The sequence below is a fragment of the Vibrio sp. JPW-9-11-11 genome (assembly GCF_013369335.1).
Lineage (GTDB): Bacteria > Pseudomonadota > Gammaproteobacteria > Enterobacterales > Vibrionaceae > Vibrio.
Window position 1 is genome coordinate 107,772 of the sequence record NZ_SZQJ01000007.1, and the last position, 16,171, is coordinate 123,942.

General features: G+C 45.8%; 15 protein-coding genes. 3 read left to right on the forward strand and 12 right to left on the reverse strand.

The genetic code is table 11. From position 1 onward, the window contains the following. Positions 1-199: 199 nt before the first annotated feature. The 6 genes from FCU94_RS10745 to FCU94_RS10770 all read right to left on the reverse strand — a co-directional run bounded on the left by FCU94_RS10745 (position 200) and on the right by FCU94_RS10770 (position 5,492). Entirely contained in the window at positions 200-370 is a 171-nt protein-coding gene (locus FCU94_RS10745; RefSeq protein WP_176288543.1) for a XapX domain-containing protein, read from the reverse strand. A gap of 414 nt (positions 371-784) precedes the next feature. Further along, on the reverse strand, positions 785-2,047 hold the full coding sequence (locus FCU94_RS10750) for a NupC/NupG family nucleoside CNT transporter (RefSeq protein WP_176288544.1): 1,263 nt from the start codon (positions 2,045-2,047) through the stop codon (positions 785-787). Positions 2,048-2,251: 204 nt separating this feature from the next. Beyond that, a complete protein-coding gene (locus tag FCU94_RS10755; RefSeq protein ID WP_176288678.1) occupies positions 2,252-3,025 on the reverse strand; it encodes a TatD family hydrolase in 774 nt (257 codons plus the stop codon). Next, on the reverse strand, positions 3,025-3,174 hold the full coding sequence (locus tag FCU94_RS10760) for a DUF5363 family protein (RefSeq protein WP_176288545.1): 150 nt from the start codon (positions 3,172-3,174) through the stop codon (positions 3,025-3,027). The genes FCU94_RS10755 and FCU94_RS10760 overlap by 1 nt, the downstream gene beginning before the upstream one ends. A 15-nt stretch (positions 3,175-3,189) precedes the next feature. After that, complete coding sequence (gene yaaA / locus FCU94_RS10765) at positions 3,190-3,963, reverse strand: peroxide stress protein YaaA (RefSeq protein ID WP_176288546.1); 774 nt, start codon at positions 3,961-3,963, stop codon at positions 3,190-3,192. 98 nt (positions 3,964-4,061) lie between these two features. After that, on the reverse strand, positions 4,062-5,492 hold the full coding sequence (locus tag FCU94_RS10770) for an alanine/glycine:cation symporter family protein (protein ID WP_176288547.1): 1,431 nt from the start codon (positions 5,490-5,492) through the stop codon (positions 4,062-4,064). 704 nt (positions 5,493-6,196) lie between these two features. On the opposite strand from FCU94_RS10770, the gene FCU94_RS10775 reads away from it, so the two are divergent. Beyond that, complete coding sequence (locus FCU94_RS10775; RefSeq protein ID WP_176288548.1) at positions 6,197-6,379, forward strand: DUF3545 family protein; 183 nt, start codon at positions 6,197-6,199, stop codon at positions 6,377-6,379. Between the two features lie 42 nt (positions 6,380-6,421). On the opposite strand, the gene FCU94_RS10780 is transcribed toward FCU94_RS10775, so the two are convergent. From FCU94_RS10780 to nfo, 3 genes are all read right to left on the reverse strand, one after another. Further along, complete coding sequence (locus FCU94_RS10780; RefSeq protein WP_176288549.1) at positions 6,422-6,973, reverse strand: hemerythrin domain-containing protein; 552 nt, start codon at positions 6,971-6,973, stop codon at positions 6,422-6,424. Positions 6,974-7,072: 99 nt separating this feature from the next. Continuing rightward, positions 7,073-7,753: a uracil-DNA glycosylase gene (ung, locus tag FCU94_RS10785; RefSeq protein WP_176288550.1), complete on the reverse strand. Its 681-nt coding sequence runs from the start codon at positions 7,751-7,753 to the stop codon at positions 7,073-7,075. A gap of 237 nt (positions 7,754-7,990) precedes the next feature. Beyond that, entirely contained in the window at positions 7,991-8,881 is an 891-nt protein-coding gene (nfo, locus tag FCU94_RS10790; RefSeq protein ID WP_176288551.1) for a deoxyribonuclease IV, read from the reverse strand. A 321-nt stretch (positions 8,882-9,202) separates the two neighbouring features. Between nfo and grcA the strand changes: the two genes are divergently transcribed. Then, positions 9,203-9,580 carry an autonomous glycyl radical cofactor GrcA gene (grcA, locus tag FCU94_RS10795; RefSeq protein WP_176288552.1) on the forward strand — a complete coding sequence of 126 codons (378 nt, stop codon included), beginning with the start codon at positions 9,203-9,205 and terminating at the stop codon, positions 9,578-9,580. A 118-nt stretch (positions 9,581-9,698) separates the two neighbouring features. Then, complete coding sequence (locus FCU94_RS10800) at positions 9,699-10,559, forward strand: LysR family transcriptional regulator (protein ID WP_176288553.1); 861 nt, start codon at positions 9,699-9,701, stop codon at positions 10,557-10,559. Here FCU94_RS10800 and FCU94_RS10805 read toward each other — a convergent pair. The 3 genes from FCU94_RS10805 to carA form a co-directional block, all read right to left on the reverse strand. Further along, positions 10,495-11,274: a TSUP family transporter gene (locus tag FCU94_RS10805; RefSeq protein ID WP_176288554.1), complete on the reverse strand. Its 780-nt coding sequence runs from the start codon at positions 11,272-11,274 to the stop codon at positions 10,495-10,497. The genes FCU94_RS10800 and FCU94_RS10805 overlap by 65 nt on opposite strands. 182 nt (positions 11,275-11,456) lie before the next feature. Continuing rightward, positions 11,457-14,687, reverse strand: coding sequence for a carbamoyl-phosphate synthase large subunit (gene carB, locus FCU94_RS10810; RefSeq protein WP_176288555.1), 3,231 nt, complete (start codon positions 14,685-14,687; stop codon positions 11,457-11,459). Between the two features lie 16 nt (positions 14,688-14,703). Next, positions 14,704-15,861 (reverse strand): glutamine-hydrolyzing carbamoyl-phosphate synthase small subunit, encoded by a 1,158-nt coding sequence (gene carA, locus FCU94_RS10815; RefSeq protein ID WP_176288556.1) that lies wholly within the window; start codon positions 15,859-15,861, stop codon positions 14,704-14,706. Positions 15,862-16,171 lie beyond the last annotated feature (310 nt).

Below are 16,171 nucleotides of genomic sequence, written 5' to 3' on the forward strand. Positions count from 1 at the left end.
CATTTATGAACGGACTTGGTTCCTTGAAGACTCGGCATATACAGCGAAAATATGCCAATTGCTATCCCTGTCACCGCACAGTACCAGTTTGGTCTATGGCACAACAATCTGCGATTGCGGTGTCTAACGTATATGGACAAAAGCCCAAGCAACTCAACGTTGCAGCCAACGACAATAATACTCCTTGTATTCACTATCGCTAGCTAAAAAACTTTTCAATAATCCATTGATAAGTTATGCCACCTAAGTAAACGCCAACAATGCCCATAATGCCTGATAAAACGGGCGGGGCAGGGATTGGCAACTTAATGGCGGAAAACAGGACTCCAACGACAAAACCCGCAAGGGTGGCGAGGATAACTTCATTCATGAGTTTTACCCTACTTTCTATACTTATATACAGTATAGATATTTGTCGCAGAACTGTAGTGGCTCATAAAGCGCAAACGGTTTGTATCTCAAAAAAGATTCTGTTCAACGTTTGCGCGGATTCACCCATTGCAAACGCTATGTGTTTGGTTGTCTGAACCGAGTACAGACATTGTTTGAGTACTTAACTCAATCAAAGCCAAGTCATTCCCGTTTTCAAAATAATTAATGCGAGAGTAAGGCAACAAGGATTCGAATCACCGGGGGACTTAGCTCGCTAAGTGACTGGGGTGAGAAACCTAGGTTAACGCAGCTGTCGCGCTAAATACGCAGAAAACGAAAAAGCCCCGTAGCACACAACGTGTGACTACGGGGCTTTATAAAACGGCGTCTATATAATCTTTCGCTTAATCAATTAGAAAGATAGGAAGAAGCCAGCGATTGTCGCTGCCATTAGGTTAGATAGCGTACCCGCACAAACCGCTTTAACACCCATACGAGCGATGTCGTGACGACGGTTTGGAGCTAGACCACCTAGACCACCTAGTAGAATCGCGATAGAAGAAAGGTTCGCGAAACCACATAGAGCAAATGCGATGATAGCTTGAGTCTTCTCAGACATTACCGCACCTGTTGCTGGTACAACTTGTGCTGCATCACCAACGTAAGGTACGAAGTTTAAGTAGGCAACGAATTCGTTCACTACCAGTTTCTGACCAATGAATGAACCTGCAAACGTAGCTTCTTCCCATGGCACGCCAATTAGGAATGCTAGAGGCGAGAATAAGTAACCTAGGATTAGCTCTAGAGTGAGCTCTGGCATACCAATGAAACCACCAAGACCACCCAAGATACCGTTGATTAGCGCAATTAGGCCAACAAATGCAAGTAGCATTGCACCTACGTTTAGCGCTAGTTGTAGACCAACAGACGCACCGCCAGCAGCTGCGTCGATAACGTTAGCTGGCTTGTCGTCGCCGCCGTCGATATCTGCACCTAGATCTTCATTTGGAGTATCTGTTTCAGGCTTGATGATTTTAGCGAACAATAGACCACCTGGCGCGGCCATGAATGATGCTGCTACAAGGTACTCTAGAGGTACACCCATAGATGCGTAACCCGCTAGTACACCACCAGCAACAGACGCAAGACCACCACACATTACTGCAAATAGCTCAGACTGAGTCATTTTAGGAACAAACGGACGAACCACTAGAGGCGCTTCTGTTTGACCTACGAAAATGTTAGCTGCTGCAGACATTGACTCGGCACGTGAAGTGCCTAGTGCTTTTTGTAGACCGCCACCAAGAATCTTGATCACCCACTGCATCACACCGATGTAGTAAAGTACCGAAATTAGCGCAGAGAAGAAGATTAGCGTTGGTAGTACTTGGAAAGCAAAGATGAAACCGATACCGTCAACTGAGAAGTTAACTAGGCTGCCGAATAGGAAACCGGTACCGTCTTTACCGTAATCGATAACGTTCTGTACACCAGCTGAGAAACCAGCTAGAAGGTCGCGACCCCATGGTACGTAAAGAACGAAACCACCGATGATGAATTGGATAGCAAAAGCGCCACCCACGGTTCTTAGATTGATAGCTTTGCGGTTATCAGACAGTAGTAATGCAATTCCTAGCAATACTGCCATACCGACTAGGCTCATAAACAGGCTCATAGTTTATGACTTCCTTATATGTTGTTTGTTGGCGTGTTACAAAATGGAGCTCAAAAGCAGGCGCAATTATACTCATCCGTCCATTGATAAAGTAATGCCGTCCTCACAGTTTCTAATAAGATTCATCATGCGTTCACTCATTTACGTGAACAAGATCACCTTTAATGCGGTTAGTAATCATCAAATGAACAATTTCTTTAGGAATTATTCACAAATACCGAACGCCAGATTGCTATTTTTCCAAACGATTTCAGCAACCGTTTGCTTAGGCATCTGCTTTAGCTCTGCAAGAGTGGTCAATATTTCAACAATTCTCTTAGGGTGATTTGGGGTACCTTGATACCCATTGAGTGGCATGTCTGGAGCGTCTGTTTCCAGAACAAGGTTTTCGAGCGCCAACTGGGTAATAGCCTGGCGAGTTTTATTGGCCCTTGGGTACGTAATCACCCCTCCAACACCAATGTAAAAACCGCGTTCAACAAACTGCATGGCTTGCTGATAACTCCCGGAAAAACCATGCAACACACCACCATATTTAAACTGCTTGTGCTTAAGAATCTGCAGCAAACGGTGATGCGTCTTGCGGCTATGTAAGATCAGAGGCAGTTTAAACTCATTGGCAATATCGACCTGCTGAACGAATATCTGTTCTTGCCGCTCCATATCAACCTCTATCATGGCGTCTAAACCACACTCACCTACCGCAACACACAAACCGTCTTGCCGTTCTAATAGTAGACGTAATTCGGTAAAGCTGTGGGGATTTAGTTGCTCTAAAAACAGCGGATGCATCCCCAACGCATAATAAAGCCCGGGCGATTGCTGAGACAGGGAGCGAAGGTGCTGCCAATTTGACGGGCCTATTGCGGGCAAGACCATACGTTCTACCCCACATTGTCGAGCGCTCTCGACATGTTGCATCACATCCGCAGAGAAACAGTCGAAATCAAGATGACAATGGGTATCAAAAAGGCGCATCATCGCTGCGCCTTTTTACTGCTCTCGATTGTAAGGGAAGCAGGGTCACTTCGGTAGGGAACACAGCTTCGTTTATTTTCCGGCGTCAAACCTAAAGACAAACACCACTGATCATACTTCGCGATCCAGCCCTTAAACCAAGCGAACATGCCCTACTCCCTCGATTACTGCTCTTCGCGTTTAAAAACAAGCTCGGTCGGCGTCGACTCTTCTTCGACAAAGTAGTACCCAGCGGTATCAAACTTGGTCAAGTCAGCCACACTTTCAATCCGATTTTCGATAATGTAACGCGCCATCATGCCGCGAGCTTTCTTGGCATAAAAGCTGATAACTTTGTACTGACCGTTCTTACAGTCTTTGAATACGGGCGTAATCACTTGAGCATCCAGCGATTTGGGCTTAACGGCTTTAAAATACTCATTAGACGCTAAGTTAATCAGCACATTGTCACCTTGCGCAGCAATCGCTTGATTCAACTTATCAGTAATGATATTGCCCCAAAACTGATAGAGGTTGGTGCCTTTGTCATTGGCCAGTTTAGTGCCCATCTCTAGGCGATAAGGTTGTATTAGATCAAGAGGTTTAAGCAGCCCATACAAACCAGACAGCATACGCAAGTGGTCCTGCGCATAATCAAAATCAGCGTCGCTTAGAGACTCCGCATCCAAACCAGTATAGACATCGCCTTTAAATGCGAGGATCGCTTGGCGAGCATTGTCCGGTGTAAAGGTTTCACTCCACTCCTGAAAGCGCCCTACGTTGAGATCGGCGATTTTATCACTCACTTTCATTAAGCGAGCCACATCGGCTGGTGTGAGCTGACGGCATACATATATCAACTGCTTTGAGTACTCGATCAACTCAGGCTGAGTATGCTTTTCGGTAGCCAGTGGCGATTCATAATCTAAGGTTTTCGCTGGGGATACGACAACTAACATGACTTTACTCTATCTATTGGATTTATAACTTATAGGTTACAAAAAAAGCCGTGCAATGTCTGCACGGCTTTTTGAATCGTTGTAATAGCGAAAAACAATCAGTTCTTGTTGTTTTGATCCCAGATACCTTCTTCCAACTGAGATTTTAGCTCAGGGAAGTCATTGGAATCAAAGGTGGGGACTTTACCCTCATCAAGCTGACGGTTGTAGTCTTTAGCCAGTTTAATCACAATGCCAGACAATAGAAGAATCGCCACCAAGTTGACAATCGCCATCAATCCCATAGACACGTCAGCCAACGCCCATACCACAGGAAGAGAAGCAACCGCGCCAAACATGACCATACCGAGCACAATAACGCGGAACAAACTCAAACCAGCTTTGTGGTTATGCTCAAGGAAAATGAGGTTTGTTTCAGCGTAGGAGTAGTTGGCAATAATCGAGGTGAAAGCGAAGAAGAAGATCGCCACAGCAACAAAGATACCGCCCCAGTCACCCACTTGCGAACTTAGCGCCGCTTGCGTCAACTCAATACCAGTCACTTCACCATGAGGAACGTATTCGCCCGACATCAAAATAATCGCTACGGTGGCCGAACAGATAACAATGGTATCCATAAATACGCCTAGCATTTGTACGTAACCTTGCGACGCAGGGTGCGGCGGATAAGGTGTTGCCGATGCTGCTGCATTCGGCGCTGAACCCATACCCGCTTCATTCGAGAATAGGCCACGCTTAATGCCGTTGATCATCGCCTGTGCAATCGCATAACCTAAGCCACCGGCTGCAGCTTCTTGCAATCCGAACGCACTCTTAATGATGAGTGTCAGTATTGCGGGAAGTTTCTCAAGATTTGAGAACATGACAAAGAGCGCGAGAAGCAAGTAAGCCAGTGCCATGATTGGAACAATAAGTTCAGCCACTTTCGCAATGCGCTTAATACCACCGAAAATTACTACTGATGAAAGCAGCACTACCGCAATGCCAACGTAGGTTGAGTCCCAACCAAATGCATTATTCATCGCATTCGCGATTGAGTTCGCCTGTACTGCGTTGAATACCAGCCCAAATGCGATGATGAGAAAGACAGAGAAAAGCACGCCCATCCAGCGCATTCCAAGGCCTTTTTCCATGTAATAGGCAGGGCCACCACGGTAGTTACCATCATCATCTTTCGTTTTGTATAGCTGAGCCAAAGTACTCTCAGCGAACGATGTAGCCATACCCAGCATAGCGATGAGCCACATCCAGAAGATGGCACCAGGTCCACCTGCAGTTAACGCAACAGCCACACCGGCCATATTGCCTGTGCCTACACGTGCAGCAAGGCTGGTACAAAGCGCTTGAAAAGAAGAGATACCCGCGTTGTCTGCTTTACGGCTGTTCTTCAAAACGGAGAACATATGGCCAAAGTGACGGAACTGGATAAAGCCCAAACGGACCGTAAAGTAAATCCCAACACCAACTAGTAGATAAACAAGAATCGACCCCCAAAGTAGGTCATTCATTAAGTTAATTAAATCTGTCATAGCTTCCTCGTAGTGAGTGTTCGCTGACCTTTGCTTCCCAGCCATCCATCTAACTGCCCAACAAGTGTCAATCGTTCATGTCATGTTGGTATTGTGATGCTTGCAGTTTAGACCTGTGAAATTCGCTTCATGCTTCCATTTCACGTGCCAGCGTTTTTTGACGGGCGGATAATGCAGCGAAGAAGAGCAAAAATCAATATGCACTCGCATGCTTATTTTTGTTATTTTTCACTGAATACTCACCACCAATTAACACAAACCAGAACACCAAACCAACCACCCCACAACATTCAAACAATAAATCCACAACATTTGACATTAAAGGAAACATAACATCGCAAGATCTTACATTCGCGCTTGATACCTTAAGCCTCAAGGCACGGTGACGTACGGTAAAAGTAGCCATGCCCCATTCAATGCGAAAATGCATTACCCAATACAAAGCCAGATGCATATTAACTTAGTTACTCAACACACACTTAGGCTCTTAACAATTCATGTCGCCACATTTAATCGTTTTCCTTAAGCTAAACGGACAAATTAGCACCAGTCTTGAATCTGATATTTGTGAACCTTACGCACACTCTGCGTAAAAACTTCATTGAAACGTAACAAATGAGAAACGAATCAAGGTTACTTTTCTTCTACCTATGGTATTAAAAAAATGCCTTGTAAGAGGTATAAAAATCATAAAGAGGTAGCTTATGGAAGGCTTAAACTTTGAAGAAATTTTTGAACAGGACTTTCCTAAAGGAAGAGGAAATCGCTCAAAACCCGTCAAGCGTAAATGGCGTGAAATAGAGGCAATAAAAGACCGTCAGCGGTTACAAAAAGAGCTGATGGATATGGACATCGGCTTTAATGACTTAGATAAAGTAGAGTATTAAAAAAAGAGGCAGCGATGCCTCTTTTTTGTTGTCTTTTGTATATTAGTTGCACTCGTGCTCGGTTTGATGCACTCGCTGCGCAAGTTGTTGGTACTGCTCTGCAATGGTGCTACCAAACACAGGATCATCTTCACAAACACTCCACTGCTCTTCGACCGCCTGCCAATCTTTAACGGTAAACTTTTCAATCAAATGCGGGAAGATGTTTCGCTCTTCTGTTTCAAGGTGCTTCTTCTGAGCGTCAAGAAAAGACTGCAGCTGTTCGATAAACATGTCTTGAGGAATGACCGCATCTTGTAGAACCATGTCGACAATATCTAAAAAGGCATGGGTCTGCTCTGATAATGTCTTATGTTCTAACTCAAGATTGTCGATTTCATGATTATGACCATAGTGCTCAAGGTAGTACCGGTAAAGGATATCTTCTTTTGGGTGGTGTACCTTTTCTGCATGATTTGCTAAATAATCGACCAGCTCACGCAATACCCCATAATTTACCGGACGCTCACTTTTCAATAAGTTGAGTTTATGTCGCAGTAAAGCGAGTAACCGCACCATATAACCGTGCTCTCGGTGGATCCGTTCAATCATCATAGTGCTTCTCCTTAACACCCATTTTTTATCAGTGTATAAGAGAACGGCATGCTGCGCTTTGATATTGTTCGAAAAACCGACAAACTTCTTTACTGACAATTACACCGTTATCGGCAATCGCCATTCAATCGGTGTTTTCTGTTGTTCGAGCAAATACTGATTGGTCTTTGAAAAATGACCGCAACCAAAAAAGCCGCGATGCGCCGAAAGCGGTGAAGGGTGAGGCCCGGTTAATACATGGTGTTTGCTTCTATCAATAAAGCGCCCCTTTTTCTGCGCGTGCGCGCCCCATAAGAGGAACACGACCCCACTTAGCTGCTGGTTGATCGCTTCTATAACCTTATCAGTAAAAGTTTCCCAGCCAGTTTTCGCGTGCGAGTGAGCTTTGCCTTGTTCCACGGTTAAAACCGTATTGAGCAACAGTACGCCCTGCTCTGCCCAACTCTGCAAATACCCATGCTGAGGGATTTCAAATCCGGGGATATCTTGCGCTAACTCTTTATATATGTTGACCAACGAAGGGGGCGTTTTAACGCCAGGCAGAACTGAAAAGCACAAGCCGTGAGCTTGGCCGGGTCCGTGGTAAGGGTCTTGCCCGAGAATCACAACCTTAACGTCAGCAAATTCTGTCGTTTCAAACGCATTGAACACCTCTTTGGCGGGTGGAAAAACCACTTTACCGGCAGCCCGTTCAGCTTCGACGAATGTCAGTGTTTGCTGGAAATACTCTTGCTGCTTTTCAGCGTCAATCACATCGTGCCAAGTCAGTTGAGATTGCATCACGATTCCTTCTACCTATATAAATGCGGCTTGATTGTCGCAAAATAAGTAGAAGGAACAAAGAGAAGATTAGTGCTTCTGTGGCGTGCGGTGGTGGCCTTGTCCAGAAATGTGACGGTTTGGTGTAGGAAAACGCACCGGACGAACGGAAGCATAAGAATAAGAGAAAGGCATAATGGCACCCTCATAATATTGAACACAAACTATTCTATGAAAAATTAGTGCCAGTTTTTCTCCTTATGCTATTTCACTCGCCGCCTGACGATAAAACTCCCTCAACTGTGCGATCTCTTGCGGCCAAACGTCAGGGTTTATTGTTTCAAGAATCAATGGGATACCATCGAATCTGGCATCTTTAGCAATATACTCAAAACAGTCCCAGCCTATCTCCCCTTGACCTAACGAATGATGTCTATCCACTTTGCCGCCTAATGCGATCTTTGAATCATTAATGTGCATTGCCTTCAAATAGCGCATGCCAACGATACGATCGAACTCAGCAAAGGTGGCATCACATGCGGCAAAATTACCCAGATCGTAGCCAGCGGCAAAAGTGTGGCAAGTGTCGATACACACACCCACTCGCGATTTATCTTCGACCTGTTCAATGATTTCGGCCAGGTGTTCAAAGCGCCAACCTAAGTTAGTACCTTGCCCTGCGGTGTTCTCTATTACTGCAATCACTTCAGGAACCGCCTGATGCGCCAGATTAATAGACTCAGCGATTTTTGCCAGACACTCTTTTTCAGAGATCTTCTTTAAATGACTCCCAGGATGAAAATTGAGCAGGGTTAAGCCGAGCTGATGGCACCGCTCCATTTCATCAATAAACGCTGCACGCGATTTTTCGAGCTTCTCCTCTTCAGGCGCTCCTAAGTTAATTAGATAGGAGTCATGGGGCAGAATCTGTTCTGGGGTAAAGCCAAGCATTTTGCAGTTAGCCTTAAATGCCGAGATCGTTTTCTCTTCGAGAGGTTTAGCGGCCCACTGACGTTGATTTTTAGTGAATAGTGCAAAGGCATTAGCACCGATCTCACGCGCTCTCAATGGCGCTTGATCAACGCCGCCCGCAGCGGATACATGCGCACCAATAAACTTACTTCCATCGTTATTTTTTATCATTGTCATTTAATCACTTTACACTTTCAGAATGGCCACCAACTTACAGGCACTTAGTAGACCAAGTTCAATTTCCTAGCTAATTTTGTAGTAAATTTACAACAAATATAACTATTAAATATTTTTTATTTATTCAAAAATATTTAATAACGTTGTTTTTAAATGATTTATTGATTTAGAACAACAAAATAACCATCACAAAAATAGTGTTTTTGGTTGTTAATTGACATAAATCAATACTATTATAGAGGTTATTCGCTATATAATACGTAGCTCAACAAAATTCGAAAGTTAACACCAATTAACCACTAAGTGGACTAGGAGACAGTAATGATCCAAGGTATTCAAATCACAAAAGCAGCAAACGACGATCTACTTAACTCAATCTGGCTACTAGATAGCGAGAAGAACGAAGCACGTTGTGTTGCAGCGACTGCAGGTTTTGCAACAGACCAAGTTGTAGCGATCAACGAACTAGGCGAGTACGAAAGCCGTGAAGTCGCTATCGAGACTGCTCCTCGCATCGAAGGTGGTCAACACCTTAACGTTAACGTTCTTAAGCGCGAAACTCTAGAAGATGCGGTTGCAAACCCAGAGAAGTACCCTCAGCTAACTATCCGCGTTTCTGGCTACGCAGTTCGTTTCAACTCGCTAACAACTGAGCAGCAGCGCGACGTAATCGCTCGTACTTTCACTGAGTCTCTATAATTCTCAGTTAGTTATTTGAAAAAGGCGCTCACTGAGCGCCTTTTTTGTTTTAGCTCTACCCTATGTTATCGCGAGTAAGGTACATTAATCTCACTCCCCCCAAGACCGAGTCGATAACATGCTATTGGAAGGCATCGAAACCTTACTGGTTCTAAGTAAAGCCAAGACGATGAGCCGAACGGGCAGCTTACTCTATATAAGCCAATCAACGGTTAGCAAACGAATCGCTAATCTAGAGAATAAACTTGGCAAGAAGTTAATTGTGCCAGCTGGTCGAAATGTTCAGCTCACTCAGGATGCAATCAATCTAATTGACAGCATTGGCCCAGCTTTCAATGAGCTTCAGGGGTTGATTAATGAACAGCAAACGATGGCCGATCAAAGCCTGTTGCGATTGGACTGCTCTGAAACCTTAGTTGCAGGGTACCTCTCTGCGATTATCGGCCGCTATTTCCAGCAAGATCCGTACTTAACACTGACCACCAACCACACGCCAAGAATCGTGGAAAATGTCCAATCAGGTAAGGCGCATATCGGTGTTTGTGCTGGTCACATGCCCAAACAGAATCACTTGATGCAATTCCACCTACTGGATGAACCATTTTATATTGTGTTTGCCCACAAGCTTGAAGCGCTACCAAACACGATCATCACCAATGATCTCAATAACCCTGCCAATAGCTACCAGCTTGAGATCTTGGCCAGACTAAAGATCACTCCCGTCATGGAAATGGACTCCTACTCAGCGGCCGCTCAGCTAGCGATTGAAGGGATAGCGCCCGCATTGGTGCCAATTTCCGTTATCAAGGCGATGAAGATCGAACCTGTTCACTGCTCGCACTTTGAACAGATCACGCCTCTATACCGACCCATCCATATTTGCTGTCGAGCATCTTCTTATCAAAACCCCAGAATCAAATCAGTGATAACAACCATCGCTGATGCTGTTCCCAAAGCAGCTTCAGTGCCATTAACATAGACATAGTGATCACCAAAGGGCGAATCCATTTTTGCCCTTTCGTTACCACTACCTTAGCGCCCAGTTGAGCGCCAAGAAATCCACCTACCGCCATCACTAAGCCCAGCTCCCAAACAGGTAAACCAGCAAGCACAAAAAACAGCAGTGCGGCGATATTAGAAGTGAAGTTCAGCACCTTAGTACGAGCGGTTGCATCAACCAGAGAGAAATGACCTAAGGCGACAAAACAGACGGTGAAGATAGAGCCTGTCCCGGGGCCAAAAAAGCCGTCATAAAAGCCCACACCGCCGCCAACACTGAACGCAAAAATGGCTTCTGAGATCTTCGCTTCACCTGAGTGTTGCTTGGTTTTAGACATCAGCAGAAAGTAGAGCGAAATAGCGATCAGTAACATTGGGATCAGGCTCGTCAGCACACCCGCATCGATATACTGTACGGCCTCGGCACCAACCGCTGAACCAACAAAAGTACAGACAATGGCAAGACGCATCTGTTTAATACTGACGATACCGTTACGAACGAAATACCAACTGGCTGAAAAGCTACCAAATGAACTTTGTAGCTTATTGGTTGCAAGCGCCTGTGTTGGCGGCACGCCCACGGCTAAAAGCGCAGGTAGCGTTAACAATCCGCCGCCACCAGCCATCGCATCAATAAAGCCTGCAGCGGTGGCGACAAAGAAAAGAATCGTCAATATTTCAAGTGTGAGTTCCATTATCTATCAATTAGTTACCTATATCTGTCACTCAAAATATCACTAAGTTAATAATTCTTTTAGAGAAAGATTAGACTTTAACTCATTCCTATTTTTTATCAATAAAGAGACAAAAAAGCCCGCTCAAAAGAGCGGGCAATGAGGTTGTCATATAGGCTCCGTTGCGAGCCTACTGATTGTTATTACGCTTCGTTCTCTGCCACTTTCGCGTGCAGCTCTTGAACGGACGTGACCGACGTTTTCGCGTCAGCAGTGTGAGCCATACATACCGCAAATGCAGCGTTCAAGGTGGTTGTGTAGTTCACTTTCTCAGCCAGCGCACCACGACGTAGTACTTTTGAATCCTCAATCGCTTGACGACCAGCTGCCGTGTTTACGATGTAGGTGTACTCGTTGTTTTTGATACGGTCAAGAATGTGTGGACGACCTTCATGTACCTTGTTCACTAGACGTGGATTAATACCTGCTTCACCGAGAATCACCGCCGTACCGTGCGTTGCATCCAGTTGGTAACCAAGCTTAGTCAGCTTAGACGCTAGGTCTACAACACGCTGCTTATCGCCTTCACGAACAGACAGGAGTGCACGACCACCTTCAGGATAAACGGCACCACAACCTAATTCCGCTTTCGCATAAGCTTCTGCGAACGTTGCACCCACACCCATCACTTCACCCGTCGAGCGCATCTCTGGGCCTAACAGTGGGTCAACACCAGGGAACTTGTTAAATGGCAACACCACTTCTTTCACTGAGTAGTAAGGTGGGATGATCTCTTTAGTAAAGCCTTGCGATTCTAGCGATTGACCCGCCATCACACGTGCAGCGATTTTCGCTAGTGGTGCGCCCGTTGCTTTAGAGACGAATGGGACGGTACGAGCAGCACGCGGGTTTACTTCAATGAGATAGACCTTGCTATCTTTTACCGCGAACTGAGTGTTCATCAGGCCGCGAACACCCAATTCAAAAGCGAGCTTCTCTACTTGCTCACGCATCACATCTTGGATCTCTTGGCTTAGCGTGTAAGCCGGTAGAGAACATGCTGAGTCACCTGAGTGAACACCCGCTTGCTCGATGTGCTCCATGATACCGCCAATGACTACGCGCTCACCGTCACAAATCGCATCGATGTCTACTTCTACCGCATCATCGAGGAAGCTATCTAGAAGAACTGGAGACTCATTCGATACACTGACTGCTTCGTTGAAGTAGCGACGTAGGTCTTGCTCGTCGTAGACGATTTCCATCGCACGACCACCCAAAACGTAAGAAGGACGTACCACCAACGGGAAGCCAATTTCTTTCGATTTCTCAACCGCTTGTTCAAGCGTGGTTACCGTTGCGTTCTCTGGCTGTAGAAGACCTAGACGTTCAACAGCAACTTGGAAACGTTCACGGTCTTCTGCACGGTCAATCGCATCTGGGCTAGTACCGATAATTGGCACACCTGCCGCTTCTAGTGCGCGAGCCAGTTTCAGTGGCGTTTGACCACCGTATTGAACGATAACGCCTTTTGGCTTTTCAACACGTACGATTGAAAGTACGTCTTCAAGCGTGACTGGCTCAAAGTAAAGACGGTCTGACGTGTCGTAGTCGGTAGAAACTGTCTCTGGGTTACAGTTCACCATGATGGTCTCAAAGCCATCTTCACGTAGGGCGAGTGAAGCGTGGACACAACAGTAGTCGAATTCAATACCTTGACCGATACGGTTAGGACCACCGCCAAGAACCATGATTTTGTCTTTATCGGTTGGCTGCGCTTCACACTCTTCATCGTAAGATGAGTACATGTAAGCGGTATCAGAGGAAAACTCAGCTGCACAAGTATCGACGCGTTTGTAAACGGGGTGGATATCGAACTGGTCGCGCATTCGACGAATTTCACTTTCAGACACACCCAAGATTGTCGATAAGCGAGCATCAGAGAAGCCTTTACGTTTCATTTTGCGCAAAACGTCTTGAGTGAGACCGGCGAAACCACCTGCTTTCACTTCGTTTTCTAGATTAACCAGCTCTTCAATCTGAACTAGGAACCAACGGTCAATGGCCGTTAGGTTGAATACGCCTTCCACAGACATACCCGCGCGGAACGCATCTGCGATGTACCAAATACGCTCAGCACCCGCTTCTTTTAGCTCATGACGAATGGTTGTTAGTGCGTCTGGCGCATCCAGATCTACCATTTCATCAAAACCATTCACACCAACTTCTAGGCCGCGAAGTGCTTTTTGAAGAGATTCTTGTTGGTTACGACCGATAGCCATCACCTCACCAACTGACTTCATCTGAGTCGTTAGACGGTCGTTAGCGCCAGCAAATTTCTCGAAGTTAAAGCGAGGAATCTTGGTTACGACGTAGTCGATGGTTGGTTCAAATGATGCTGGAGTTGCACCACCTGTGATGTCGTTCTGTAGCTCATCAAGAGTGAAGCCAACGGCCAGTTTCGCGGCAATCTTAGCGATTGGGAAACCTGTCGCTTTCGAGGCTAAAGCCGAAGAGCGTGATACACGTGGGTTCATCTCGATGATAACCATACGGCCATCTTTCGGGTTAATACCAAACTGTACGTTTGAACCACCGGTCTCAACACCGATTTCGCGCAGTACCGCTAGCGATGCGTTACGCATCAGTTGGTACTCTTTGTCTGTTAGCGTTTGTGCTGGTGCAACCGTGATTGAGTCACCGGTATGGATGCCCATTGGGTCAAAGTTTTCGATAGAACAGACGATGATACAGTTGTCCGCTTTGTCACGAACCACTTCCATCTCATACTCTTTCCAGCCGATGAGTGATTCATCGATCAGAAGTTCGTTGGTTGGAGATAGATCCAGACCACGGCGACAGATCTCTTCGAACTCTTCTTTGTTATAAGCGATACCACCACCAGTACCACCCATAGTGAATGACGGACGGATGATACATGGGAAGCCAACCATATCGAGAACTTTGTAGGCTTCTTCCATGCTCTTCGCGGTATCAGCACGAGGACATTCAAGGCCGATAGACTTCATCGCTTTATCAAAACGAGAACGGTCTTCTGCTTTATCGATAGCGTCAGCGGTTGCACCAATCATTTCTACGCCGAACTCTGCAAGCACGCCGTGCTTCTCAAGATCTAGTGCACAGTTAAGCGCTGTCTGACCACCCATGGTTGGTAGTACCGCATCCGGACGCTCTTTTTCAATGATCTTACGAACCACTTCCCATTGAATCGGTTCGATGTAAGTGGCATCCGCCATGTCTGGGTCAGTCATGATGGTTGCTGGGTTTGAGTTCACAAGAATAACTCGGTAACCCTCTTCACGCAGTGCTTTACATGCTTGAGCACCAGAGTAGTCAAACTCACATGCCTGACCGATAACAATCGGGCCGGCACCTAGAATTAGAATACTTTTTAAGTCAGTACGTTTTGGCATTCTCTACTACTCCGAATTAAGCGATGTCTTGCATGTCTGAAATAGACTGTTTGATTAGTTCGATAAAGTGGTCAAATAGCGGTGCCGCATCGTGTGGACCAGGGCTCGCCTCTGGGTGACCTTGGAAGCTAAATGCTGGCTTATCTGTGCGGTGGATACCTTGTAGAGAGCCATCAAATAGTGATACGTGTGTGGCACGTAGGTTCTCAGGCAGTGTCGCTTCATCAGCAGCAAAACCGTGGTTCTGAGAAGTAATCATGACAACATTGCGATCCAAGTCTTTAACCGGGTGGTTTGCACCGTGGTGACCAAACTTCATCTTCACTGTTTGCGCGCCAGACGCTAGAGCTAGGATTTGATGCCCTAAACAGATACCAAAGATTGGCAGGCCTTTTTCTAGGAATACTTTTGTTGCTTCAATGGCGTAAGTACATGGTTCTGGGTCGCCTGGGCCGTTCGATAGGAATACACCATCTGGGTTAAGCGCCAATACTTCTTCTGCACTGGTTTGCGCAGGTACTACCGTTAAGCGGCAGCCTCGGTCAACAAGCATGCGCAGGATGTTGCGTTTCGCGCCGAAGTCGTAGGCAACGACGTGGTAGGGCAACTCGCTGTCGTCTTGCGCTTCAGGAAGTCCACCTGTAAGCGTCCACGAGCCTTGTTTCCATTGATACGCTTCTTTTGTTGTCACTTCTTTCGCCAGGTCCATACCTTTTAGGCCAGGGAACTCTTTCGCTTTAGCCAGAGCTAAAGTCTCATCTAAGTTGTTACCTGCAACGATACAACCGTTCTGTGCACCTTTTTCGCGCAAGATACGAGTTAGCTTGCGCGTATCGATATCTGCGATGCCGACGATATTTTGCGATTTGAGGTAATCAGAAAGAGATTGTTCACTGCGGAAGTTAGAAGCGATAAGAGGAAGGTCGCGAATCACAAGGCCTTGTGCGTGGATTGAAGAGGATTCTTCGTCTTCGGTATTGGTACCGGTATTGCCAATGTGGGGATAAGTAAGGGTAACGATCTGTTGGGAATAGGAAGGATCAGTGAGGATTTCTTGGTACCCCGTCATCGAGGTATTGAAAACGACTTCACCAACGGATGACCCATCTGCTCCAATGGAAACACCGTGGAACACTGTCCCATCTTCTAGGACTAACAGTGCTGATTTACTCAAGACAACCTCCAGAATAAAAATGCAAAAATAATAAATTTAACTGCAAACTTGCCTTCCTTAACGCAATAAAAACGCGAAATTAGGTATTTCAGACAAATTGGCGGTATTCTAATGATGCCTTTGACTTGTGTCAACAGAGCATGAAAAATAAATTTACTATTTAAAGAGCTTAAGGTTAAAAATGCCCCTAAACAGCCAAAAGAGTAACTTTACCTTAGTGTAACCAGCGTTTAGCTGGCTACTTTTAAAATTCAACGATAAATAGCTAACTCCAGATCACACTTTTTGTCAACCCATTTGCGCAATCGTT

Bases quoted from the DNA above. Each gene is read 5' to 3' on its own strand.
- yaaA (WP_176288546.1), bottom strand. From the start codon at position 3,963: ATGTTAGTTGTCGTATCCCCAGCGAAAACCTTAGATTATGAATCGCCA.
- FCU94_RS10775 (WP_176288548.1), top strand. From the start codon at position 6,197: ATGGAAGGCTTAAACTTTGAAGAAATTTTTGAACAGGACTTTCCTAAA.
- nfo (WP_176288551.1), bottom strand. From the start codon at position 8,881: ATGACAATGATAAAAAATAACGATGGAAGTAAGTTTATTGGTGCGCAT.
- ung (WP_176288550.1), bottom strand. From the start codon at position 7,753: ATGCAATCTCAACTGACTTGGCACGATGTGATTGACGCTGAAAAGCAG.
- carB (WP_176288555.1), bottom strand. From the start codon at position 14,687: ATGCCAAAACGTACTGACTTAAAAAGTATTCTAATTCTAGGTGCCGGC.
- grcA (WP_176288552.1), top strand. From the start codon at position 9,203: ATGATCCAAGGTATTCAAATCACAAAAGCAGCAAACGACGATCTACTT.
- FCU94_RS10805 (WP_176288554.1), bottom strand. From the start codon at position 11,274: ATGGAACTCACACTTGAAATATTGACGATTCTTTTCTTTGTCGCCACC.
- FCU94_RS10780 (WP_176288549.1), bottom strand. From the start codon at position 6,973: ATGATGATTGAACGGATCCACCGAGAGCACGGTTATATGGTGCGGTTA.
- FCU94_RS10770 (WP_176288547.1), bottom strand. From the start codon at position 5,492: ATGACAGATTTAATTAACTTAATGAATGACCTACTTTGGGGGTCGATT.
- FCU94_RS10750 (WP_176288544.1), bottom strand. From the start codon at position 2,047: ATGAGCCTGTTTATGAGCCTAGTCGGTATGGCAGTATTGCTAGGAATT.
- FCU94_RS10760 (WP_176288545.1), bottom strand. From the start codon at position 3,174: ATGTTCGCTTGGTTTAAGGGCTGGATCGCGAAGTATGATCAGTGGTGT.
- FCU94_RS10745 (WP_176288543.1), bottom strand. From the start codon at position 370: ATGAATGAAGTTATCCTCGCCACCCTTGCGGGTTTTGTCGTTGGAGTC.
- FCU94_RS10800 (WP_176288553.1), top strand. From the start codon at position 9,699: ATGCTATTGGAAGGCATCGAAACCTTACTGGTTCTAAGTAAAGCCAAG.
- FCU94_RS10755 (WP_176288678.1), bottom strand. From the start codon at position 3,025: ATGCGCCTTTTTGATACCCATTGTCATCTTGATTTCGACTGTTTCTCT.